General features: G+C 54.2%; 14 protein-coding genes. 9 read left to right on the top strand and 5 right to left on the bottom strand.

Going from position 1 to position 24,443, the window contains the following annotated elements:
- Positions 1 to 178 precede the first annotated feature (178 nt).
- From D7M11_RS26705 to D7M11_RS26695, 3 genes are all read left to right on the top strand, one after another.
- A complete protein-coding gene (locus D7M11_RS26705) occupies positions 179 to 1,738 on the top strand; it encodes an SAM-dependent methyltransferase (protein ID WP_120750318.1) in 1,560 nt (519 codons plus the stop codon).
- 197 nt (positions 1,739 to 1,935) lie between these two features.
- Positions 1,936 to 2,796: a sugar phosphate isomerase/epimerase family protein gene (locus tag D7M11_RS26700; RefSeq protein ID WP_158606844.1), complete on the top strand. Its 861-nt coding sequence runs from the start codon at positions 1,936 to 1,938 to the stop codon at positions 2,794 to 2,796.
- A gap of 426 nt (positions 2,797 to 3,222) precedes the next feature.
- The gene (locus D7M11_RS26695; RefSeq protein WP_120750316.1) at positions 3,223 to 5,502 is read left to right on the top strand and encodes a helix-turn-helix domain-containing protein; all 2,280 of its coding nucleotides are present in this window, start codon (positions 3,223 to 3,225) and stop codon (positions 5,500 to 5,502) included.
- A gap of 101 nt (positions 5,503 to 5,603) precedes the next feature.
- On the opposite strand, the gene D7M11_RS26690 is transcribed toward D7M11_RS26695, so the two are convergent.
- From D7M11_RS26690 to D7M11_RS26680, 3 genes are read right to left on the bottom strand one after another with little or no spacing between them, the layout of a single operon-like run.
- Positions 5,604 to 6,482 carry a carbohydrate ABC transporter permease gene (locus D7M11_RS26690; RefSeq protein ID WP_120750315.1) on the bottom strand — a complete coding sequence of 293 codons (879 nt, stop codon included), beginning with the start codon at positions 6,480 to 6,482 and terminating at the stop codon, positions 5,604 to 5,606.
- Between the two features lie 13 nt (positions 6,483 to 6,495).
- Positions 6,496 to 7,461: an ABC transporter permease gene (locus D7M11_RS26685; protein WP_240041314.1), complete on the bottom strand. Its 966-nt coding sequence runs from the start codon at positions 7,459 to 7,461 to the stop codon at positions 6,496 to 6,498.
- A 30-nt stretch (positions 7,462 to 7,491) separates the two neighbouring features.
- Entirely contained in the window at positions 7,492 to 9,150 is a 1,659-nt protein-coding gene (locus D7M11_RS26680) for an extracellular solute-binding protein (RefSeq protein WP_120750314.1), read from the bottom strand.
- 960 nt (positions 9,151 to 10,110) lie between these two features.
- Between D7M11_RS26680 and D7M11_RS26675 the strand changes: the two genes are divergently transcribed.
- The 4 genes from D7M11_RS26675 to D7M11_RS26655 all read left to right on the top strand — a co-directional run bounded on the left by D7M11_RS26675 (position 10,111) and on the right by D7M11_RS26655 (position 21,049).
- Positions 10,111 to 11,499: an extracellular solute-binding protein gene (locus D7M11_RS26675; protein WP_120750313.1), complete on the top strand. Its 1,389-nt coding sequence runs from the start codon at positions 10,111 to 10,113 to the stop codon at positions 11,497 to 11,499.
- Positions 11,500 to 11,729: 230 nt separating this feature from the next.
- A complete protein-coding gene (locus tag D7M11_RS26665) occupies positions 11,730 to 13,067 on the top strand; it encodes an ABC transporter substrate-binding protein (RefSeq protein ID WP_120750311.1) in 1,338 nt (445 codons plus the stop codon).
- 90 nt (positions 13,068 to 13,157) lie between these two features.
- On the top strand, positions 13,158 to 14,147 hold the full coding sequence (locus tag D7M11_RS26660) for a Gfo/Idh/MocA family protein (RefSeq protein ID WP_120750310.1): 990 nt from the start codon (positions 13,158 to 13,160) through the stop codon (positions 14,145 to 14,147).
- A 53-nt stretch (positions 14,148 to 14,200) separates the two neighbouring features.
- Positions 14,201 to 21,049, top strand: coding sequence for a carboxypeptidase regulatory-like domain-containing protein (locus D7M11_RS26655; protein WP_158606843.1), 6,849 nt, complete (start codon positions 14,201 to 14,203; stop codon positions 21,047 to 21,049).
- Positions 21,050 to 21,292: 243 nt separating this feature from the next.
- Here the strand turns inward: D7M11_RS26655 and D7M11_RS26650 are convergent, their stop codons facing one another.
- The gene (locus tag D7M11_RS26650) at positions 21,293 to 21,745 is read right to left on the bottom strand and encodes a hypothetical protein (RefSeq protein WP_147433506.1); all 453 of its coding nucleotides are present in this window, start codon (positions 21,743 to 21,745) and stop codon (positions 21,293 to 21,295) included.
- A gap of 620 nt (positions 21,746 to 22,365) precedes the next feature.
- On the opposite strand from D7M11_RS26650, the gene D7M11_RS26645 reads away from it, so the two are divergent.
- Positions 22,366 to 23,322, top strand: a complete 957-nt coding sequence (locus D7M11_RS26645; protein WP_120750307.1) for a sigma-70 family RNA polymerase sigma factor — start codon at positions 22,366 to 22,368, stop codon at positions 23,320 to 23,322.
- Positions 23,323 to 23,398: 76 nt separating this feature from the next.
- Positions 23,399 to 23,824 carry an SRPBCC family protein gene (locus D7M11_RS26640; protein ID WP_120750306.1) on the top strand — a complete coding sequence of 142 codons (426 nt, stop codon included), beginning with the start codon at positions 23,399 to 23,401 and terminating at the stop codon, positions 23,822 to 23,824.
- A 79-nt stretch (positions 23,825 to 23,903) separates the two neighbouring features.
- Here the strand turns inward: D7M11_RS26640 and D7M11_RS26635 are convergent, their stop codons facing one another.
- The gene (locus D7M11_RS26635; RefSeq protein ID WP_120750305.1) at positions 23,904 to 24,320 is read right to left on the bottom strand and encodes a VOC family protein; all 417 of its coding nucleotides are present in this window, start codon (positions 24,318 to 24,320) and stop codon (positions 23,904 to 23,906) included.
- Between the last annotated feature and the right edge of the window lie 123 nt (positions 24,321 to 24,443).

Below are 24,443 nucleotides of genomic sequence, written 5' to 3'. Positions count from 1 at the left end.
CAGCCGGCCAAAATGTCGGCTGCCGTCTTTGCGCGAACGGGCAGGATACTTCCAATATGTGTTAAAATAAAAAGGGCCTTCTCGGAATGTACACAATTCCATTCACCGGAAATTTCAAAATAAACGCAGTATAACAATTGAGGTATCTTATAACTTTCAGAGAGCAGGATAAGCTGTAATGACACTTATAAAAAAACAACGCTACCGCTTTAGTGAAGCGCCTATATGGAATATTCAGCGGAAGTATTATGAAAAAGAAGGAACGAAGGCTTGGAACAATGATCAAGTTCCTCAATATATAACGAGTAATCCGATGATCGCTACTTCCTATGCTGAAATGATATTTGGGTTTCTTCAAGATCGAGCGAATAAGGAATATAGTTCGGAACCTGTTATGATTGTGGAGCTTGGTGCAGGAGCGGGACGTCTTGCTTTCCATGTGTTAAGTGAGTTGTGCCAGTTAAGAGACTATGCTGGGACTACATTACCTTCGTTCCGTTATATTATGACGGATTTGGCGATAAACAATGTTCTAGCTTGGAGGGAGCATCCTGCTCTGCAATCTTTTATTGCCGAGGGATTACTCGATTTTGCGCGATTTGATGCTGTTCATGATACGGTTCTGAACCTTGTTGTATCAGGCGCAACGATTGGTGAAGGAGATTTAAAACAACCGTTAATCCTTGTTGCCAACTACTTTTTTGATAGCATTCCACAAGAGTTGCTTTATATAAGTGACGGTCGAATTTATGAAGCTGATGTTTTTGTCGAATATCCCGAACATCATGATTCACTTAAACCATCAGAATTGTTAGAACAAATATCTTTGCATTATGAGTATCGGCGGGCACCCGAGTACGAACAAAAAACCTATCCTTACCGTGATGTCATTGCAATTTATCAGGAACAACTAGAAGATTCGCATATTTTGTTTCCTCTCGCTGGAATCACTTGTTTGGAGCGTTTGAATCGGCTGTCTCCGTCGGCGGGATTCCTATTAATAACGGCAGACAAGGGAGATCATTTGCTTGATACCTGGAAATTCGCAGAACCGCCAGAGTTGATCCTCCACGGAAGTTTTTCATTAACGGCAAACTACCATGCGATTCAGCATGTTTTTGAACGAAAAGGAGCCATGGCGTTATTTCCCCCACATAATTATAAAAATTTAAACGTGGGCTGTATTCTTAATTTGGATAAACCGATGAACTATTTCAATACAAGATTAGCTTATCGTCGATGCATTAAACGCTTTGGACCGGATGAGTTTTTCAGTTTGAAGATATGGGTAGATCGCAATCTAGATAACATGGGACTCCAACAAATCTTGAGTTTTTGGCGTTTGGGCGGATATGATGCGGAATTTTTCATTCAAAGTACGAAGCGGATCTCTAGTCTGTTGCCGGATGCAAGCGACGAAGAAAAGCAGGATATATTGCGAGGCATACAGCTTATGTGGTCATCGTACTATGTAATGGAGCAGCGCTATGATTTGGCGCTCGATGCTGGATTGCTGCTGTTTGAGATGGCAATGTACGAGGACTCCAAACGTTTTTTAGAAATTTCAATACATCAAGAAGAAGGTGAGATCATATCGACCGTATTTTATTGTCTCGTTATTTGTTGTTTCGAATTAGATTTGGACGAGGATGCTCTGAGATATTTGCGGAATTTATTAGAACTCGAGCCTGATCATGAAGAGGCATTGGCGTTGTTAAACAATTTTGAGGTGGATTAGAGCGTGTCTTCAAACCTAATTTAGCCATAACAAAAAGCCATTGTTCATCTCATAAGATGCGATGTTACGTATATACTTGTCATAACTGCAGTAGGGCACTATACTAGGTGGAGACTGGAATTACCAGATTGGACATGTCCCTCGTGACCGATATCCAGGCGGCTCGTTACACCATTTGCAGAAAGGAAATAGAATCAATGACGTTACCGATCATTATGCATGTGAACTATTGCGAGCAAGGTCAAACGATTGACGAAATGTGCCAAAAAGCGGTGGAGTGGGGATACGACGGCATCGAATTCCGCAGAGTGCGCAATGGTATCAATGAAGAACCAGAAGCTTATTTGGACCAGATCGCCGCTGCGGTGTCCCGTTCCGGCTTAAAACAGGTTATTTTCGGCTCGCCGGGACCTAACTTGACCGTTTCCGACGCGCAGGCGAGAGAAAAGGAAATCGCCCAAACCGTCCATTTCTATCGCCTGGCCTCCGAGCGGTTCAAGCTGACGGTCAACAACACGATGGCCGGATTTTTAGTCGACAAAACGTTCGGCGGCCGCGAATACGATAAGCACGGTTCGGCGGCTGCGACCGACGAACAATGGCAGTATGCGGCGGAAGGCTTTAAGGTTCTGGGCGACTTGGCTGCCGAGCTTGGATTCCGCTTCGCCTTCGAAACCCATATGAACTATATTCACGATTTGCCTGCGCCAACGAAAAAGTTGATCGATATGATCGATAAGCCGGTAGTCGGCGCCAATCTGGATTTCGGCAATGCCGTGTATTTCAAAAAGGTGCCGGACTTGAAAGAGAGCATCGACCTGCTTGGCGATCGTCTTTACTATGTTCATCTGAAAAATTCGATCGGACTGGGCGACGGCAGTCGCAGCGCGATCGGGCTGGCCGACGGAGAAATTAACCACCGTCATTATTTGAAGCTGCTGAAGCAAGCCGGATACGAGGGGCCGATCTGTATCGAAGCGCCTCGTCAAGGCGATCGCGAATGGTTCGCGCAAGCCGATCTGGCTTATTTGAAACGGCTGCTCAACGATTTGCAGTGACCCCTCAGGTGGCTTCGTCTCGATCGGGGGCAACATCAGTTCAACAAACGTCGGCAGCCAAGTTCTCCACGGCTGCCGACGTTTTGTTTTGTTCCGCTATATGGTTAGGATTGATGTCCGGATCGTATGAGGGAGGCAAAAGGTAGGATGGTTGATGTTTCTTGTCTCAAGAACATGTATGCTTAAGAATCCTCGACCGTTGACGGAGCCAGTATTTTTATAACCTGTAGACGGGGGTATAGTTACAAAACTACTAATGCTACTTTAATCGAGGAGCTCGTCGACCGTTTGACCTGGAAGGGGTCTCGTCATTTCAGAAAAAGCCATCTCGCGAAGGTGGCTTTTTGTATTTTGCGGGGATACCGATCATAATAAATATATAGTAAACTAAGAGAAGCGACATAAGAGACGAAAGGGGGTCATTTCATGAGAATTAATCGATTTCTAAAGTGGAAATGGAACTCCTTGTTCGCCAAGCTGCTGACCTCCTTCCTTGCCATGATCGTGCTGTTCGTTTCGTTTCACCTGCTGTCCTTGACCTTCTTCAAAACGAATATCCGGCAGGAAATTATCCGTTACAATACGCTCGGCCTGGACAAAACGGTGGACGGCTACGAAAAGCATTTCAGCCTGATCCAAAACGATTTACTGCAAATGACGTTCAACGAAGTGTTGAACGCGATGGCCAAGCCGAACGCCCCTTATGACTACGGGGCCGTCGCGTCCGTGCTCAGGCAAATTCAGAACATGACGAATAACTCGTTCCTCTATTTGAACAACCTGATCGTCTATATGCCCAACCAACCGTACGCGATCGAAAAAAACGGCACGAGCAACGTTAGCGACCTGTTCATAACCAATTTCGCCTCCGCCGCCTACAGCCAGTCGTTTTGGGTCAAGCAGGCGAAGGAAAAATACGCCTTCCGCGTCCTTCCAGCCGATTCCTTTCACCGAGTCGAAAACACCGGATTGGAAAACGATCTGGGGCGAATGTTTCCGGTTGTATCGAAACGCGTGTCCGACAACAATCCGTTTCTGCTGATCGCGTTGATCGACAGCGCCCAACTGTTCGAGCGGTTTCATTTCTCGATCAACGATAGCTTCGCCATTATGGATGAGTCTGGTTCCCAGCTGTTTTCGCAGGGGGATGCGTTTGACGTAAGCGCAGCGATGCTGCCGGGCGGCGAAGGCTTCACGTTGAAAGACGGCCAATACTACTTTTACAAAAAAGGCGCTTATTCCGGTTTCACCTATGTCAATCGGGTTCCCGACGCTTATATCGTGTCCCAAGCGTCGAGGCTCAATGCCATCCTGCTGTCGATTATGGCGGCGGCGGTGCTGATGGGTCTGATCGTATCCGTCATTTTGAGCTACCGGTTCAACAACCCGATTCAGCGGATGATCGAAGGGATGAAGCAGTCCGGCCGTCCTCCGGCTATCCAAAGCGGCATCGTCGAATGGAACTGGATTCACGAAACGATGGCGAATATGGCGAAGTCGAACCGCGAGATGAGCTCGGATTTGACGGCCAAAACGAGTTTGCTGAAGCAGTATGGCTATCTGCGTGGGGCCAAGTCGCTGTATCCGCTTAACAGCATCCGCGATTTGAGCGACACCGACAAGCCGTTTTATTTGCTTGTGTTTCAGATGGCGTTCACCAGCCAATACCGCGAAATGACTGAGGAGACGCAGGAAAAGGCGAGCTACTTCATCCAGGAGTTTATCAGCCTGAACATTGCCGACCAATTCGCCGACGCCGTCACCGTGCAGGCGGAAAAAAACCAAATTTTGACGCTCGTCTTCGGCGAAGAGCAGCCGAACAAGCTGTTCGACGTGCTGGCCAAACTAAAGCTCGTTTTCGACCGCGACAAGGCGTACTGTCAACTAACCGTCGCTTTTCATCCGAAGCTGCTGCAGGCGTCTGAGCTGGCCGGGGGGTACGAGGATTGCCGTCGCATGCTGCTGCAGCGTAAGCTGACCGAGGATATGGAAATCGTCACGGAACAAACGCCGTACGAGGAAGACCCGTTCCTGTTCCTGCCTTCTGGCCCGGAGCGAGAGCTCGCCGCGCAGCTGCATGCGGGCGAAGCGGAAGGCGCAAGCGCCGTTGTGCGCCGCCTGCTCGGGCAGATGGAGCAGAAGGGCATGAACGCGCACCAGTTTACTCTGTTCAGCAAAGAAGTCGCTTCCCAGCTGATCAAGGCGCTGCTGGCGCATCAGTTAGACGTCGGAGAGCTGATGGAAAGCCAATCTCCGTATTCACACATCCAGGAGGCACAAACGGTCGCTGATCTGGAACGGGTACTGACGTCAAGCATCGAGGAAACTTGCCGACTCATTCGTGAAAAAAGAGACCGACACGATCCGGTCAAGGAATTTGTGCTCGACTATATCGAAAAGCACTACAACGAAGATTTGTCGCTGGAAACGGTCGCCGAGCAGCTGCAGCGGTCACGCAGCTATTTGTCGACGTACCTGAAGGAAAAGACGGGGATGACGTTTACCGACTATGTACACGACCTGCGGATTCGCAGGGCCAAGGAAATGCTCGGCGGCAAAGACGTCCGCATCAACGAAATTTCTGAGCGGATCGGCTACCAAAACGTCAACTCATTCATTCGCATGTTCAAAAAAATATGCGGCGTTACGCCCGGCGAATACCGCCGCGTCCTCATTCAGGAAGGCGACGAACCCGGCCGCTCCTGAACCGGTTTAACTGTTCATAACTTAAAGCAAACAACCCTCCTTCCGCGTTAATAAGCCGGAAAAGAGGGTTATTGCGTTTCGCCGCAATCCTATGCTTGTGACTATTCCTTCAACGATCCGATCATGACGCCGCGAACGAAATATTTTTGCAAAAAAGGGTAGATGCAGACGATCGGCAGCGTCGTGATGACGATCATCGTATATTTCAGCTGCATCGAGAACAGCATCCGGTCGAGCGCCTCCCGCATGTCCTGCATCGTCGGGTCTTGGTTTTGGATAAGGATTTTCATCAAATACAGCGAAACCGGCTGCAGCTTCACATTGGTCAAATACAGCATCGCGTTGAAATAGTTGTTCCAGTGGCCGACCGCGTAAAACAGCGTCAGCACGGCCAAGATCGCCTTGGACAGCGGCAGCACGATGCGGAACAAAATGCCAATGTCGTTGGCTCCGTCGATTTTCGCCGATTCGAATAGGCTTTCTGGAATACTCTGGAAAAACGTGCGCGCGATGATGATGTTGAACGCAGCGACCGCACCGGGCAGCAGCAGCGCCCACCGCGTATCGTACAGCCCGAGATTGTTGATCAGAATAAAGCTCGGAATCAGACCGCCGCTGAAAAACATCGTCACGACAATGCCGATCATAAGCGGCTTCCGCCCGGAAAACGAGCGGCGAGACAACGGGTAGGCGGCCAGAAAGGTCATCACCACATTGATCGCGGTGCCCGCGACCGTATAAAACAGCGTATTGCCGTAGGCTACCCAAATTTCGCCGTCTGCAAACACCTTTTTATAAGTATCGAGGGAAAATCCTTTCGGGAACAGCCATACCGTGTTGTTCATCACCTGAATCGGATCGCTGATCGACATACTAAGTACATAGACGAACGGGTAAAGCGTGATTAGGAGGGCAAACGTCAGGACGATGCAGATCAGTCCGTACGACAGCCGGTCTCCCCATGTTCCAGTCGATTTCATGGCTACAGCCCTCCTACCACAGCGAAGATTGCGAGAGTCGGCGCGACAAGGCATTGACGCTCACGAGCAAGATCAAGTTGATGACGTTGTTGAACAGCCCGACCGCCGTCGCAAAGCTGTAATCCTGGCTCAATACCCCTCGCCTGTACACGAAGGTGGAGATAACGTCCGACGTGTCGTAGGTTAGCGGGTTGGACAGCAGTAGCACCTTCTCCACCCCGATATCCATCAGCGAGCCCATCTGCATGATGAACATGATGACGATCGTCGGGATTAGGGACGGAAGCGTAATATGCCACATGCGCTTCCAGCGGCCCGCCCCGTCCATTTCCGCCGCCTCGTACAACTGTGGATCAATGCCGGCGATTGCGGCCAAATAGATGATCGAACCCCAGCCGAAGCCCTGCCAAATGCCGGAGCCGACGAAAATAGTGCGAAACCACCCCGGCTCGGCCATGAAGTTGATCGGCTGGAAGCCGAGCAGCACGAGCGCGTGATTAATGATGCCCTCGCGCAGCCCGGTGAAGCTGACGACCATACCGGCAATAACGACGATGGAGATGAAGTGGGGCAGGTAGCTGACCGTCTGCACCAGCTTCTTGAACACCTTGTGCCGAACCTCGTTGAGCAGCAGGGCGAACAGTATGGGAGCCGGGAAGCCCCAGATAAGCGAATAAAAGCTGAGCAGCAGCGTATTTTTGATCAGCCGCCAAAAATAAGGGGCCGAAAAAAAATCCTCGAAATAGCGGAAGCCGACCCACGCGCTGCCCAAAATGCCTTTAAGCGGCTGAAACTTTTTGAAAGCGATAATAATCCCGTACATCGGCACATAATGAAAGACGACATAATACGCCACGACGGGCAAAATAAGCAAATACAAATATTTGTCGCGCTTGATCGTCTTGCGCAATCGCTGCGACCAGCTCTTCCCGCGGGAGGGAAGAGCCGCAGGTTCCGACACGTTCGCTTCCGCCCGCACGGCCTTCGCCTCCTTTTTAAGTTAGGCCGGTCATTTCTTGTACCGGTCGTATTGTTTTTGCTTCACTTCCAGCACTTTGTCGATGCCGAGCGCCTTCACCTGTTTCGTGAATTTGTCCCAATCGATCGGCTCCACGCCGGTGACGAATTTGGCCAGGGTCGAGTCGACGTACGTCGTAATTTCCGACTGGTAGCGGGCGAGCGTTTCGGATTCTTCCACCGACGGCAGCGAATACGGGTTAGCTTCGATCAAATACGGGCCGACTTTCAAAGCCTGTTCCGCCGATCTCGGATCGAGCGCCATAATTTCCTTCGGCTGCTGCCCGAGCGGTCCGTCGGTTGCACGAATCCACGGCATCGTCGGCGTAGCGCCGATCGAACGAAGCGCCGTGTTGATATCCAGCCCGTCCGGGTTTTTGTAGGCAAACTCCGTAAATTTCGGCTGGCCGTTCACCATCGTATAGCTTTTGCCTTCGATGCCGAACGTAACGAGTCGGTTTCCTTCTTCACTCGCGTAGATATAGTCCAAAAACTTGATCGCCACTTCTGGATTTTTGGCGTCCTTCGTAATCGCGAACCAGCCGCTGATCGGGCCGTATTTTTCGTAAAAACCGTTTTCGGAGGCGGAAGCCGCCGGCGGGTAGGCCATGTTGAATACGGCCGTTTGGTCCCCTGCCTTCCTCATCGCCGACTCGAAGCTCGCCTTGCCATTTAGGAACCGGTTCGTGGCGCCCGCCTCGCTCCGCGTAATATTGGCGCGGGCCGCGTCCGCCGTCTTGGTCATAAATTCGGCGTCGATCAACCCTTCCGAATACAGCTTGTTCAGCCAAACGATCAGCTCTTTCGCTTCCGGCTTGAGCCATTCGAACTGCACCTTGCCGCTTTTGTCCGGATAATACCCGGAGCTGTAGAACAGGTGCAAGCCTTTCGCGCTGCCGAAGATGGTCAGCCCTCTCAGCTTCAGATCGGGCTCGAACGGAATTTCGTCGGCTTTGCCGTTGCCGTTCGGGTCTTTTTCCTTAAACGCCTTTAGAACGGTATACCAGTCGTCGAGCGTTTTAGGCTCCTTCAAGCCGAGTTTATCCAGCCAGTCCTGGCGGATCAGGATGCCGTATGGATCGGTGTAAGCGACGCCGGACGTAACCGAGGAGATCGAGTACAGCTTGCCATCGGGAGAACGCATTTTCTTGTCGATTTCCGGATTGTCCTTCAAAAATTTGCTGATGTTTGGCGCATATTTCCGGATCAGTTCGTCCAATGGAATAATGAGGCCGTCGTCGGCCGTTTTCACCGGGTCGGCGGTCGGCAGCGTAATGATGTCGGGCAAATCTTTGCCGGCGGCCAGCTTGACGTTCATTACATTGTCGTATTGATCGTTCGGCGTGACGATCCAGTTGATTTTAACGCCTGTTCGTTTCTCGATTTCCTGCCAGACCGGAAAACCTTTCGTATAGCTATAAGGGGAAGGGAAGTCGCGGGCGGCGATATTTAAAGTCACTGTCCCGTCCTTGACGATCGGAAGCGTATAACCTTCCGCGGTCGCGTTCGAATTAGGCGTCGTAACGGCGCCTCCGGTTCCTGTGCCGCCTTCTTCTGTTTTGTTGGAGCTGCAGCCCGCCAATGCGACTGTCGCGGCTAGCACGGTGGATACGGCGGACATAGCCGTAATCCCCCTTTTTTTGTTTACCATAAAGCTGTTGCCTCCTCTTTGAACCTGTTCTCGCGGTATTCAGCCCTACCACCGGCTCGGCCATGATGGCGCTTTCGATTCCGGGCGTTTGCCGCTGGGTCCACTATAACCGACTATAGACAGATGAACCATCCTCCATTTGTATAAACGTCGACGGGAGATCCAAAACCGAAAGATCGGCATATTAAAAAACAATCGGAATACGCTACTGGGTAGGATGAGGCAATCGGACGAGATTGATACGAGTTTTACCGGCTATAAAAAGAATTGTCCTGCGTACGGCATGTGGTATTATCCCTTTGCTGCCACCAAAGAAGGGTCGGAAGTTTGAAGCGTATACAGATGAGACTAGAAGGGAAGTCGTACGTTTGCGGCTTGAGGAATAAATGAGGGTAGCTGCTCTTATGGAGAAGGTGTCGCAAGAGCCACCATTCCGATAAAGCCAAAGCGGTCTGATCAACCGATTGCATCGAATCGAGGGACCCACACTGATCCCAGGCATCGAACAGGGACACTATTTCATTAATTAAACGGCTTTTGGCACGATCTCAAATGGTCCTAACAGAGCAACGTTGTTCTGTTAGTAAAGGTTTATTTTAATAGAAAGAACGTTCCTGACCGCAAGCATGCAGGAACGTTCTTTCGGCATTTATAAGTAAAGCAAGCAAACCTCCACAGAGTATAATACGGGCTTTTCCAATACAGTCATTTGACTCTTATAATATATAAATTTAATCATTCTGACTTTGATAAATAAGGATTGACATTGGTTTTTGCGGCCATATATAATGAAATCATTCTTGATTATTGCTTTTTTCATTCTTTGACTCCCATATTATCATATTTTTGAGAGTCAATAAGCGGTTTCAGGGGTTACTTATGCAGACGGGGAGGCGGGAAGTATAAGTTCATGATAAACTAAGCGGTAGTTGAAGATGACTGACATTGGAGCGTTGAACGATGGGAATACGACCGACCAAGGAACAATTTAACCTGCAACTGGAGCAAATTGCCGGCACACTGCGCAACGAAATGATCGAAGGCCGCTATGCACCGGGCGAATATTTGCCGACGGAGCGTACGCTGATGGAACGATTCCGCATGAGCAACAACGCGGTGCGCACCGCGTTGGAAACGCTCGTCCGCGAAGGCTGGATCGAGAAGGTGCCGAGAATCGGGAACCGGGTGGCGGCTGGACGTCCTCCGGTGAAGCTGGTGCTGGCCCACAACGTCGTTGCGCAGCGCAATCTCGAGCTTTCCGGGCTGCTGGACAATTTCCATCGGCAATTTCCGTGGATATCGGTGGAGAACTATGAGATTGACAGGCAAGGAAATAACGAGCACGCGGATTTGGTGCTGGCGGACAATTATCAGTTTCAGCGTATGGTCGAGGACGGAGCCGCCAAGAAGCTGGAGCCGATTACCGGGCGCGAGGACGTGTATCCGGGGCTTGCCGGGCAGTTTGCCTATGAGGGAAGCTTGTACATGCGGCCGGTCGTGTTCTCGCCGATCGTGCTTTGCTACAACAAGGAGCATTTCCGCGAATGCGGGCTGATGGAGCCGGACGGAAGCTGGACATGGGACAACTTGCTCGAATGCGCGGAGAAATTGTCGGACGGCAAAGGCAGATACGGATTCAGCTTTCACGCGCAGGATATGAATAGATGGCCGCTTTTTTTGCTGCAAAGCGGTGAACGGTTCGAATGGAACGCAGGACAGTTGAACGATTTGCGCGGCACCCGGCTGCTGGAGAGCATGAAGGTGTACAAACGGATCATTCATAACCGGAAGGCGTTCCCGCTGTTTCTGTCCGAGAGCAACGGCGATATTATGCAAATGTTCGAGGAAGGCAAGCTGTCGATGATTTTGAACACCTACATGGGGCTGAACTTGTGGAAACATGCGAATCTGGAGTACGATGTGGCGCCGGTTCCGTTCATTTACGAGCCGCGGACGCTTGTTATCGTTCTCGGCGTCGGCATAAGCGCCAAGTCCGCACATAAGGAAGAGGCACGGCTGCTGGCCGATTATTTCGTTTCGACCGGTGCGCAGAATTACATTTTCGAGCATACGCTCAGTATTCCGAGCACGCAACTGCCCACTTATTCGCCGGCCGCCTCGACGTCTGTCGGCATCAACCGCCCGGAGCGTTACGCGTTGTTTCGCGAGATGATGTTTTCCTACCGCACCCATAGCGATTTGGGCATCCCGGTTATGTCTTTGCCCAAAATATTTCAACAATTGAAAGCTTATTTGGCCGATATGATTGACGAAAACGAATTGTGCGACCGGATTCGCGGCGCGTTGTCCGGCGAAACGCGGGCGGGCGCGAACGAAGCGGGCGACTGAACTTGTGGAGGGATCGACGATGGCTGCTTGCTGCCGTACTGGCGGCAGCCTCGCTGCCGGCTTGCGCCGGCGGCAAAATGAAAGCGGTAACAAAACGGGCGAAGCAACCAGTCAGGCTCCGGAGCAGAAACAACCGATGGCTCTGGTGTTTTATTCCTGTCAGATCCGTAGCGGGAGCGGAAGGCAGGGCGGAAGTTTACAACGAGAATTTCAAATTAGGGGGTTGACCCATGAAAAACATGAATAGGTGGTTGAAGCTGGGCATGATCGGTATGGGAACGGCGGCCATGCTGAGCGCTTGCGGCGGGGGGGACGGAAGTAAATCGGGAGCGGGAGAAGCGACGCCCGGGGGGACGGAGCCGGTTGCGCCGGCGAAGCCGAGCGGTCCGGTCGAGATCAATCTCGTGACGCCCGATGCGACGATTACGCCGGAATTTCTCGAACGGCTGGCCAAGAAGTTTCCGGACTACAAGATTAACCGCTATAACCAGGCTACGAAAGGATCGGCGATTACCGATCTGCTAACCAACGGGACGCCGATCGATATTATCGGCCGCGCCGCGACCGTCTACGAGAACGACGTAGTCGCTAACAAGCTGCAGTACAATATGGAGCCGCTGCTCAAGCAGGCCGGCGTTGAGACGAAGGATTTCGAACAGCAACTGGTCAATTACGTCCGCAGCATTTCTGGCGGCGGCATGTATGGCATCCCGGGTGGAAGCGCCATCAACCACGTACTTTTTTTCAACAAAACGTTGTTTGACCAATTCGGCGTTGCGTATCCGAAGGACGGGATGAGCTGGGACGATGCGATGCAGCTGGCAGCCAAGATGACCCGCAACGAGGGCGGCAAACAATACTACGGATTCGCCGGAAATACCGGCATAATGACGGCAACGAATCAGTTGGCGATCCCGTTGGTTAACACGAAGACGCAAAAGCCGACGATCAATACCGATGAGCGCTGGCGCTCATACTTCCAGATTATTTACGGCAACTCTGTGCTGAATGATGCGCTGAGGTCGAACAACAAGGCGTTCAGCGGCGGGGCGAAAAATCTGACCGCAGGCGACACGGCGATGCTTTTGTTCAATGCCAATATCGGCATTATCGACAAGGCGCTGCAGGAGGAAACAGTCAATTGGGATATGGTAGCGTTGCCGAGCTTTAAGGAAGCGCCGAAAACCGGCAGTCCGATGAACTCGACGCTTTGGGGATTGACGAACCAGACCCGGAATCGGGAAGCGGCGATTGATGTGATCAAGTATATGGTCTCGGATGAAGTTCTCGGCGACCTCGCCAAGATTGGTTATCTCGTGCCGAAGCAGACGGATGCGATCAAGCGCGTATTCGCAACCGAAGCGAAACCGGCAGGGAAAAACTGGAATGCGGTCAATTATAATAAATTTGCGGCTTTCCCGGAAATGACGGTCAGTGATGCGGCTATTGCAGCCCTGTATTCGAAGCAGATCGAAGACATCGTCAAGGGCCAGACGGACATGAACACCGCGTTCCGCACAATTGAAGAGGAAGCGACCAAAATCATCGAGGAAAACGCGAGAAAATAAAGAAGAAGTTTTATTTTGCAGAAGTAGCAGATACAGCAGTCCGGGGAACAAGTCGAAACTTGTTCCCCGGCTTATAGAGGAGATGGAGAGATGCATACTTTACGCGCAGTTGTTGTCGGAGCGGGGACGATCGCGGGCCTTCATTTGCGGACGCTTGCGGCAAGCGAACGAACCGAGCTTGTCGGCGTCGCCGATATTGCCGGGGAGCGGGCTCGCTTGGCGGCCGAAGCTTACGCGATCAGGCCTTACACGGACTACAAGGCGATGGTGCGGGCGGAGAAGCCCGACATTGTCGTCATTACGCTGCCGCATGTTTTGCACAAAGAAGCGGCGATTTGGTGCGCGGAGCAAGGGTGCCACGTGCTGCTGGAGAAGCCGATGGCGATGAATGCGCGCGAATGCGCGGACATCAACGCGGCGGCTGCCCGCTGTGGCATCGTGCTGGCCGTGGGACATATGCAGCATTATTTTGCGGAAAATGTGAAAGCGAAGCAACTGATTCAGTCCGGCAAGCTGGGGCGGCTTGTGACGATCATCGATCGGCGCTACGGGTATTATTACGACGAGAAGCGTCCGGCCTGGTTTCTGGATAAGGAAACTTCCGGCGGAGGGATCGTCATCAATATCGGCAGTCATTCGATCGATAAAATCCAGTGGTTGACGGATTGTCAAATAACGAGCGTAAAAGCGGAGCTGACGCATTACGGCGAACGGGGCAATGTCGAAGGAAGCGCCAGCTTGCTTATGCGCACTTCGCATGGAGCGACGGCATCCGTCTCGCTCTTCGGCTATCGCGGCGTGCCGCCGGCCAATGAGACGGAGCTGCTATTTACGGACGGAGCGCTGAAAATCGCGGCGAGAAAAGGGCTTTGGATCAGCGGAGCAAACGGCTACGAGCTTGTCGACACGGGCGCAATGGGCGAACCGTTCGCCCCGCAGTGGGACGATTTGCTGAACGCCATCGGGCACGGCTCGGAGCTGTCGATAACGGGAACGTATGCCCAAACCGTCTCCGCCGTCGTCGATGCCGCCTATCGCTCCCACGAAACCGGCAGAGCGGAGGAAGTCGCCGTCATCTGATGTTGGCTAGCCGCAGACGCTCGAAGATAAACGTATTCGAGGAGGAATGGCAATTGCGCAGATGGATGGTCTGGACCGTGGCGTTGATGATGATTGTGCCGTACGGTTTGCTGGGCCCGGGAAATCGGACATCGGCCGCCGGACAAACGATTGCTGAGGAAGGTGAAGCTCCGATCGAGGTGTATACGAATAAATGGAATGTAATTCCCGCATGGACCGCCGCTCCCGTCATCGATGGAAAATTGGATGAGGCGGCATGGAGCGGCGCCGCGCCGCTGGACGATTTCCGCACGGCTTATTACAACGAGCCGGCGACTGGCGGCATCGCCTACAAGGCGGCCTTCGACGAGACGAATCTCTACATAGGAGGAACGTTTGACGAGGAAGAAAAGGACGTACTGGAACGGATCGAGATCGTGATCAGTCCGCAGACGGCAGGCGGGCTGCATTATGCGGCGGCCATCCCGGTCACTCCTTCGGGAAGGACGTTCACGACGGGCTGGAACCAGACGCCCGACGGTGTAGACCCGCAAAGGGTGAAAATCGGCGCCTTCTCCCATAAAACGTCGTTGGCGGGCGGTGTCTTTACGGTCGAAGCGGCCATTCCGTTATCCGCCTTCGGGTCCGCCGTCGTCTCGCCGGGCGCAGAATGGCGGATGAATATCATCCACTTGCATCATCTGAATACAAAGCCGCTCTCCTCCTGGGTACCGATCCGCACGTCGAGCTTCTGGGATACGTCGGGGGCTGTAAAGGTGCCGGCCAATGTCGTGGACGAAGGGCGGCTCGGCTCCGTCTTTTTCGAACGAACGACGCAGGGCGTTGCTTGGACGCAACTCGAACCGGAGCTCGACTATACCGGTTTTGCGACGAAGCGGTTGTCCTTTGATGGTACCGGTCTGGAACCGATTGATACTGTCTTTGAGCTGAAATGGATAGATCCGCTCGGCAACGTGACGACGCTCGACGACGTTCAGACCGCTTGGGAAGGAAGCCGCAGCGTGCTGACCTTCTCGCATCCCGGGCCGCTTCGCGACGGCATGTACCAGTTGCAAATACTGGCCTGCGAAGACGATCCGGCCGATTGTCGGTTCGCCGTACTGACGTTCGACCGGAACGGCATGATCGCGGCGGGTATTGCGGCGGCGGAGCAGGCGCCGCCTGCCGGTGATGTCGCGGCGGTAACGCCGGCCCCCGCCTCGGCGGCCGTCGCGAACATACTCGAATTGATCCCGGATCGGGTCGGCTTCCGCTTCGCCGGCTTGCCGGAAATGCCGGAGCTGAATCCGGACGGGTTGTATACGCTGTCCGCCGACGGCAAAAGCATGGTTGCGCCTAAAACCGGCACGGCGTATCCGAACGCGCAGTATCCGGAATCCGGCACGGTGACCGCCGTCAACCGGAAAGGGGAAACGCTGGAATACCCGTACTACCAAGACGCGGGAGGCAAACGGTACTTCTTGTCCGCGCATCTGTGGTATTTGCAAAAAGCGTATACACTCAACCAGACGCAAGCGATCGCCAAAACCGATCCGCTCGGAGCGGCAAGACTGCTGTACCGGTTCGCGCAAGTGTACGAAGGCTACGTGCCGACGACCGATTATAACTGGTACAACTATCCGATCAACATCACCTCCGGCCCGCCGTTCAACTATTGGGGCGGCATGTGGAGCCGCTGGTCGGTATCCGACCTGAACAATCTGCGCCCGCTCCTGCAAGCCTACATGGAAGTGAAGAAGACGGACGCCCTGCAAGTGCTGAGCCAGGAAGTCGGGGAAGACGTCGAGAAGAAGCTGGTCGAGCAAGTAGTGATGCCGTCCGTCGATTATGCGCTCAGCTATCCGACGACGCTCGGCAATATGGACTATACCCAATGGCTCGGCCTGATCGACGCCGGCAAGGCGATTGGGCAGTCTGACTACATTCATAACGTGGTGGAATGGATGCGGGAATACGTCGACAGGCGGTATATGTCCGACGGCTTCTGGTACGAAGTGGCGCCCTCTTACCACGTGCAGTCGACCGACGGTCTGAATTTGGCAATCGGGCAGTTGCAAGGGTACAGCGACCCGACCGGGTACGTTTCACCGCGTTCGGGACTGCATTTCGACAATTTGGATATGTATAACGATTTTCCGATCATCGGCAAGGCGAAGGAAATCCCGAACCTGCTTTCCTTCCCGAACGGCCAACTGCTACCTGTCCAGGATTCGTGGGCGTCGGACAAAGCGAAGGCGCCGCGGTCGGACGTCGGCTCTATGCTGCTGCCCAATGCCGGCATCGGCCGCCTGTCCGGCGGAACGGGCGCGGACCGGACACAGCTTTACCTGGAGTTTACGCCGAAGTCCGGGCATACACACTACGATCCGTTGAACTTGAATTTGTACGCGCAGGGCCAGGAATTGCTGCCCGATCTCGGGTACACGTATACGAAATACCGCTATTTCACGCTGTCCACGCTTGGTCACAACACCGTCGTCGTCAACGGTAAAAACATGACCACGGCCGGCGCGGGCAAAGACGGCGGGGCGATTGAGGCCTTCGCTTCCGTCGGCACGTTCCAGGCGATGCGGGCAAGCGAAGAAAACGCTTACGCGGAGACGGAAACGTACAGCCGGGAGCCGTGGTTCGTTCCGTTCGCTGGCGGGAATGGCGGCGAAGGCTACGTGCTCGATCTGTTCCGCGTGAAGGGTGGCAGCCGCCATGAGTACACGCTGCAGGGCGACGCGAACCGCGATGCCGAATTCGAGACGGATTTGCCGCTCGAGTCGTATGGCCCATATTTGCTGCCGCCGGGGACGGAAGTGCACGAGGCCGAAACATTCAACGAGAGCGGCACGGCGGCAGGGAACTATCCCGCCTACATTTATGTGAACGATGTGCAGAAGGCCGAACTGTCGGGCGACAAGTACGAAGTGACGCTGAAGACATCCGACAATGGCGCGGACAAAGCAAGCCTGAAAATTACCGGTTTGTTGGAGGAAGGAAGCAACGAGCTTTACTTGGCCCGCTCTCCTTCCATCCGCTCCACACGGCTGTCCGGGAAAAGCAAGGACACGAACGACGAAGCGGTCCAATACGACATGCCGAAGCTGGTGTTGAGACGGGATGGAGCCAACTTGAACAGCACGTTCGTGACGGCGTTGGAGCCGTATACGGGCGCTGCCGGGTCGAAGATCGATTCGATCAAACGGCTGGAGCCAAGCCAGGCGCCGGAAGGCGCAGTGGCGGTTAAGGTGACGTACGGCGATATCACGGACTACTTGCTCAGCTTGCCGGAGCACCCGGATCAGCCGCTTGTTGTCGGAGATATTACGATGCGCGGTGAGATGGGCTTTATCCGGGTGGAGGACGGCGTCGTACAGAACATGTACCTCGTCGGCGGGACCGAACTGAAGAAGGGAAGCAAGGAGATCAGCGCGCAAGGCTCTATCACCGGGACGATTACCGGCACGAAACGCAAAGCAAACGGCGAACCGTACGACGCGATCGTGACGAATACGCCGATCGATCCGGCGGAAGCCGCCACGCTGAAAGGGAAGTATGTCATCGTGACGCATCCGGATGGCACAACAAACGGTTACAAAATCGGGGACATCCGCAGTGTAGCGGGACAAACGGCGATCGTCCTGGCCGAATACGATCCCGGATTCGAGCTGAAAGCGGACGGGACGTCGCAGATGATGTTTTATCCGGCGAAAAGCTGGACCGGCGCGCATACGTTCAAAATCGCCAACGTGGAAGCGCTGGACCGCAATCCGCTGCCAGCCGTCACGGTGGAAGCGCCGCAGCGGGATTTGCCGAAAGGCGAGACGGTTTCGCTGGCCGTGTACGGGGTGAACCGGGACGGCAGTCCCGCGGTGTTGTCCGCGGGAGAAACGGTTTTTACGAGCAGCGATCCTGACGTCCTGGTGGTCGACGCAAGCGGAAACGTCACGGCGGTCGGTGACGGAACCGCTACGGTTAGCGTCGAGGTGACGTTGAACGGAGTGACGAAGACGGCAAGCGTTGTCATGTCGTCGCAGTCCCGGTCGCTGCAAACGTACAATATCGTCGATCTGAACATCGCGGAGCAGACGGTGCCGACGCTGTACGTTACCGATTCGAATACGGTGCAGCTTGAGGCGAATGCGGCCGGACAAGGCATTTCGTTCGACTTCGAGGTGGCGGAGGACGCCGCGTACGCCATCGGGATCAAACCGTTCAAGGCGGGCAGCTACGGGAAGTACAAGGTTAGCGTCGACGGCACGGAACTCATGACCTACGACTTCTACAGCAGCATCGGCGGAGCGAGCACCGCGTTCGAGACGATCGGGACGATGCCGTTAACGGCGGGCACGCACCGGATCGCACTGGTGGGCGACGGGAAAAATGCAAGCTCCAGCAACTACAAATTCGGGCTGATCCAGTTGGAAATCAAGGAGTCGCTGCCCGACGCTCCGGCTTTACAGGCGGCGGCCGGGCCGATCTATCCCGGGCAGGCGTTCGCCATGACGTTCGCCGATTCCGCCGCATGGCGGAGCGAGATATCCGGCGTGACGGTTGCCAGCGTCCCGCTGGCGAGCGGCCAATATACCGTCTCGCCGGGCAGCATCGCCTTCGCTGCGGATGCGCTGCCGGCCGGAGAAGGCGCGGCCTGGATCGTCGTGCAGGCGACGGGGTACCGGCACGCGGCCGCGGAGCAGCGGATCGCATCCGCCGCCGCGCTGAGTGGGCTTGCGGTCGGCCCGGGCACGCTGAGCCCACCGTTTGCGCCGGAGACGCACGACTACGCCGTGCTGGTAGGCGAGGACGTGTCCGCGCTGACGGTCACGGCACAGACGTACCGGCCCGACGCCGTCATCACGGTTGGCGGGCAAACGTACGGCAGCGGGGCGACGATCCCGCTCGCCCTCCAGCCCGGCGCCAATCCGCTGTCGCTCGCCGTTTCCGCTTCGGACGGCAGTTCCGCCGTCTACACGGTGACGGCTTACCGGGATGCCCGCGAATTCGAGCCGATCGGCACTGTAACAGGGACCGTATACGGTGCAGGCGGCGCTCCTTTGGCCGGAGCGGTCTTGCGGTTCGTCGGGCAAGCGGAAGTCGCTGCGACGACGGACGAAGACGGCCGCTTCGCGATTGCAGAAGTGCCGAACGGGAGCTGGCAGCTTGCGGTGACGAAGCTGGATTATTTTGACGGGCTGTCTAACGTATTCGAAGTGACAACGAGGCAGACAACGTCCGTCGACGTGACGCTGCAACGGTCGCCGGTGCCGATTTTGTCCGGTGTGACGTACGGGGCGGCGGCGATCGGTGACCCGGTGTCGGCGACGATGTCGCGTGGCGGGGTGTTGCACCTCGTCCCGGCCGGAACGGCGGCGACGCAGGCGGCGATCGAAGCGGCGTCCGTCGTCACGGTCGGCGGGGCGGTGTACGGCGCGCGGGCGACGGCTGCGGCGGGAATCGCGGTCGCGCTGGACACGACCGATTTCGCCTCCGGCCTGTACGTGGCATACGCGATCGACGGCGCTGGCAACGTGTCCGCGGCGTCAGAACGGATTGCAATCATCCCGCGCAGCCTGTCGGCGATCGACAATACGAGTCCGTTCGTGATGTATTCCGGCTCCGGGACGACGACGACGAGCGCCAGCCTCCTGTACGGCGGCAGCGAATGGATCGGCACTGCGAAAGGCGCGACCGCGCGGGTGCCGTTTTACGGGACGCGGGGGCAAGTGCTCGCCACAAGGGCTTCGAACGGCGGCTTGGCGGACATTTACGTGGACGGCGCTTACCGGACGACTTACGACTTCGTCAAGCGCGGCACCGCGCAATACCAGGCGGTTGTATTCGACACAGGGCTTTTGCCGCTTGGCGCACATACGGTGAACATCGTGTCCAAGGGAGAAATCGGGGCAAACTCGCTGAACAACTGGATTCGGTTCGACGCGCTTCTGGTCAACGGATACGAGTCGATCGGCACTGTAACGGGGACTGTGTACGACGAGGAGGGCGCTCCGTTGACCGGAGCGGTCGTGCGGCTTGTCGGGCAAGCGGAAGTCGCAGCGGCGACAACGGATGGAGACGGCCGCTACACGATCGCGAACGCGCCGGGCGGAAGCTGGCAGCTTGCCGCGACGAAGCTGGATTACGTGGACGGTTTGTCTGACGTATTCGTCGTGGAGAACGGACAGACAACGTCCGTCGACGTGACGCTGCAACGGTCGCCGGTGCCGGTTTTGTCCGGCGTGACGTACGGGGCGGCGGCGATCGGCGACCCGGTGTCGGCGACGATGTCGCGCGACGGGGTGCTGCATCTTGTCCCGGCCGGTACGGCGGCGACGCGGACGGCGATTGAAGCGGCGTCCGTCGTCACGGTTGGCGGGGCGGTGTACGGCGCGCGGGCGACGGCTGCGGCGGGAATCGCGGCCGCGCTGGACACGACCGATTTCGCCTCCGGCCTGTACGTGGCATACGTGATCGACGGCGCCGGCAACGTGTCCGCGGCGTCGGAGCGGATTGCAATCATCCCGCGCAACTTGGCGGCGATCGACAATACGAGTCCGTTCGTGATGTATTCCGGCTCCGGAACGACGACGACGAGCGCCAGCCTGTACGGCGGCAGCGAATGGATCGGCACGGCGAAAGGCGCGACCGCGCGGGTGCCGTTTTATGGGACGCGGGCAAAGGTGCTCGGAACGTTGGCGCCCAACGGCGGTTTGGGCGACATTTATGTGGATGGCATTTACCGGACGACGTATGATTTTATGAGGCGAGGCACTGCACAAATCCAGTACGTCGTGTTCGATACGGGCGTTTTGCCGCTTGGTGCGCATACGATTGAAATACGGGCGACAGGGGAGAAAAACCCGGATTCGCAGAACATTTGGGTCCGGTTTGACGCGCTGCGGGCCAGCGGATTTTAACCTTCCTCGCATCGCCGAGAGAGGCGACGAACAAAAAATAGAAGAAACGTTGGCGGCGCGCAAATAAAGCCGTCAAAACGAAACCACAACCTCCGGCCGTCCGATAACAACGGCATGGGGGTTGTGGTTTGTTGCGGTGTTTAGGTGTTTACACGATTGGACCGATGTCCACCTGCCCGGTGTTGCGGTCTCTCTACACGATGCAGCCTTCGAGTCATAAAAGTAGGTCCAGTGCGCCTTATTTCATTTTATTGTAACTTTCTTTTTATCCGTTGTTAATTGATACGGTTCTCCATTTGAAACGGAAATATCAGCGATTGCTTCTACATAGTAAATTCCGGGTTCCTTAAAGATGTAACTGAACTTCTCTTCTATGGTACCGCTGGCTTCCACGGTAGTATCTTTCATAACAGATGGTCGTTTAGAAGTATTTAGTAGCTTTCCATTAATGTCAAACACCAAAAATTTAAATACTGTAATGCCATGTTGAATCATGTGAGTTTGGTCAGTTGTATTTCTAATCACTGCTACCACGGACAATTCTTCGTTTATGCCGATCGAATCCACTGATTCGATTTTTACAGAAAACGGAAACTGCTTAACGTATGGCGTTTTTGTCTTATTATTTTGGTACATGATTCCAACTGCTACGATGAGCAGCAAAATAATAATCAAAGCCCCTGTTTTATATTTCATTAGGATCACTTCGCATTTCTTCGGTCTGCAGCCCCCCCCCCCCCCTATATACGTTTCCAAACATTGGAAAGTTGCAATTGTCCTGCCCAATCGATAAACAAAGGGTAGCGAAAACCAAGGAAGGCGCGTTTTTTCGAAATGGTGTCTCAATTCGGATTAAATCCGAATTTCTTTTTTACTGCGAGAGAAAGGGAACTTATAAAAAAACAGAAGGAAATCGAGGTGGGAATGACGAGAATTGCTACCCATGCAATCCGGTATCCGTGCAATCTTGAAATCCTGCAAATTCTCGGCATGCTTGCGAATGGGTGACCGAAGTATTTTTAAGCGAGAAAGTGGAGACCACTCGAAACGATTGTTGTGCGAGAACGATGAAATTGCCGGGCATATGTGCTCACCGTCTTTGGATTTATATTTTATCGTTGATGCTCTTCGTTATCCCTGGCCTTCCGACGCAGTATTGTTCATGAAGTTGATCGCCCACATATGGCCGTCCAAGTCCTTGGAGGCCCATGATAAATGAACCCATAATCCTGCCTATTTTTTCGGATTGAGGCTGTCCGCTTCATTGCATATAATAAAGGTACCGCCCTTCGGGGAGATCGTTAAGGGAGGCCACGATGAACGAGACCGCATTTGACGAACCATTATTTGCAAGTATGAAGCCGGGCTTAACCTCGTTCTGTTACCGAATGTTAGGCTCCATGGACGATGCGGACGATGCCGTTCAGGAGACGAGTATTCGGGTCTGGCAGAGCTGGAGCACGTTCAGACAGGATTCCTCGTTCAAAACTTGGGTCTATCGGATTGCCTCCAACCTGTGCTTGGACAAGCTGAGACAATCTAAACGCCGCGCGCTTCCCGTTGACCTGTTCGACCCGGCCGTTGCCATCGTCGAGCCGCGCGACACGCTGCCGGACTCTGCCTGGATCTGGCCGTCTCCCGACTTTGGGGGCAATCCGGAGGATCGGCTCGTCCGCAGAGATACCCTTCGGCTGTGCTTCATCGCTCTCCTGCAGACCTTGCCTCCGCGGCAGCGCGCGGTACTCATTTTGAAGGATGTATTTGAATGGTCCTCCAAGCAGATCGCGGAAACGTTGGCGATGTCGCCGGCAGCGGTGAACAGCGCCTTGCAAAGAGCCCGAGAGACGATGGACCGGGCGCAGCTTCGCTCGGATGAGCTCAGCAGCATGGACGTTCAACCGGAGCAGCAGCTGCTGTCCCGGTATGTGGAGGCCTTCGAGCAATTCGATATTGCTGCGCTCGTCGCGTTGTTCCACGAGGAAGGCTGCATGTCGATGCCGCCCTTCGAGATGTGGATCCGCGGCAAGGAAGATTTGTCCGCCTTCTATTCGCTTACTCGCTGGCATTGCGAAGGTTCGCGATTGGTGCCCATTACGGTGAATGGCGGTTATCCGGCGTTGGCCCAGTATATGCCGGGCAAAGAGGGCTCTGGCCTGGTACCCTGGGGCATCCACGTCATCGAAACCAAAGAAAATCAAATCCTGCACGTTCAAAACTTCATTCATACGCCATTATTTTCGCGATTTGGGCTGCCTGAGCGAATGGACCAATGAATTTCGTCATTGGCTTACGTCTATATTATTGAGAATAACCAAATGACGAATATCATGAGAGAGGTGTCTATTTAAAATGGAAACGAGTCAACCGACGAAAGTAACCGTGCAAGCCGTTATCCAAGCCCCTGTTGAGAAGGTATGGCGCTGTTGGACCGAGCCGGATCACATCACAAAGTGGAATCAAGCGTCCGAGGACTGGCATGCGCCGAGAGCCGAAAACGATCTGCGGGTCGGCGGCAAGTTTCTGACACGGATGGAAGCGAAGGATGGCAGCATGGGCTTTGATTTTGGCGGCGTCTACGATGTCGTGAATCGGCATGAGGCGATCGGCTACACCATGGAAGACGGAAGAAGAGTGGATATTGCATTCGTCGATCAAGGGAATGAGACGAAGGTCATTGAAACGTTCGACGCGGAAAGCTCCAATCCTGTCGAATTCCAGCAAGCAGGCTGGCAAGCGATCCTGGACAATTTCAAAGCCTATACCGAACAAAACTAATCATCGCGAAGAAGACGCTGGGGAAGATGCCCGGCGTCTTTCTTTATGAACCCTAGTACGAGCGTGCTCTCCGTTAGCCTTAACCTTGTGCCGCATCCATGTTCATGGAGTTAATGGCCCACAGATGGCCGTCCAAGTCCACAAAGCCCCAATGATACATGGACCCATGATCTTCAGGTTCAGCGTGCAATTTCCCGCCCAAGGAGACCGCGGTATTCACGATTTCATCGACCTTTTCCCGGCTCTCGAAGGCCAATGCGATCGTCATCTGCGCATACTTGCTCGTATCGACGGATTCCTTCTCCGTGAGCGTATTAAAGAATGTTTGATTAATCAGCATGACCTGCAGGTTGTCGCCGATCACGAAGGCTACCGAATTCTCGTTATCGGGGAATTGCGGGTTGAGCTCAAATCCGAGTCCGGTGAAGAACGCTTTCGATTGTTCTACGTTTTTTACAGGCAGGTTGAAGCTCGTGAATGCGGACGTTAATGCCATTTTCAAAACACCTCTTCGTCAAATTAGTTTGTGTTCATTTAATGCCTTCGTTTATATAGACGACAGCCGATCCGGGAATTCATCGGTCTCATGGATTCGGAAGCGTAAAATTTTGAATAATAA

The sequence above is a fragment of the Paenibacillus ginsengarvi genome, from assembly GCF_003626695.1.
Classification (GTDB): Bacteria; Bacillota; Bacilli; order Paenibacillales; family NBRC-103111; genus Paenibacillus_AB; species Paenibacillus_AB ginsengarvi.
The sequence above is the reverse complement of the archived record's forward strand: the minus strand, read 5'-3'. Positions and strand labels throughout refer to the sequence as shown.

Bases quoted from the DNA above. Each gene is read 5' to 3' on its own strand.
- D7M11_RS26650 (WP_147433506.1), bottom strand. From the start codon at position 21,745: ATGAAATATAAAACAGGGGCTTTGATTATTATTTTGCTGCTCATCGTA.
- D7M11_RS26640 (WP_120750306.1), top strand. From the start codon at position 23,399: ATGGAAACGAGTCAACCGACGAAAGTAACCGTGCAAGCCGTTATCCAA.
- D7M11_RS26690 (WP_120750315.1), bottom strand. From the start codon at position 6,482: ATGAAATCGACTGGAACATGGGGAGACCGGCTGTCGTACGGACTGATC.
- D7M11_RS26675 (WP_120750313.1), top strand. From the start codon at position 10,111: ATGGGAATACGACCGACCAAGGAACAATTTAACCTGCAACTGGAGCAA.
- D7M11_RS26660 (WP_120750310.1), top strand. From the start codon at position 13,158: ATGCATACTTTACGCGCAGTTGTTGTCGGAGCGGGGACGATCGCGGGC.
- D7M11_RS26695 (WP_120750316.1), top strand. From the start codon at position 3,223: ATGAGAATTAATCGATTTCTAAAGTGGAAATGGAACTCCTTGTTCGCC.
- D7M11_RS26700 (WP_158606844.1), top strand. From the start codon at position 1,936: ATGACGTTACCGATCATTATGCATGTGAACTATTGCGAGCAAGGTCAA.
- D7M11_RS26635 (WP_120750305.1), bottom strand. From the start codon at position 24,320: ATGGCATTAACGTCCGCATTCACGAGCTTCAACCTGCCTGTAAAAAAC.
- D7M11_RS26645 (WP_120750307.1), top strand. From the start codon at position 22,366: ATGAACGAGACCGCATTTGACGAACCATTATTTGCAAGTATGAAGCCG.
- D7M11_RS26705 (WP_120750318.1), top strand. From the start codon at position 179: ATGACACTTATAAAAAAACAACGCTACCGCTTTAGTGAAGCGCCTATA.
- D7M11_RS26665 (WP_120750311.1), top strand. From the start codon at position 11,730: ATGAAAAACATGAATAGGTGGTTGAAGCTGGGCATGATCGGTATGGGA.
- D7M11_RS26680 (WP_120750314.1), bottom strand. From the start codon at position 9,150: ATGGTAAACAAAAAAAGGGGGATTACGGCTATGTCCGCCGTATCCACC.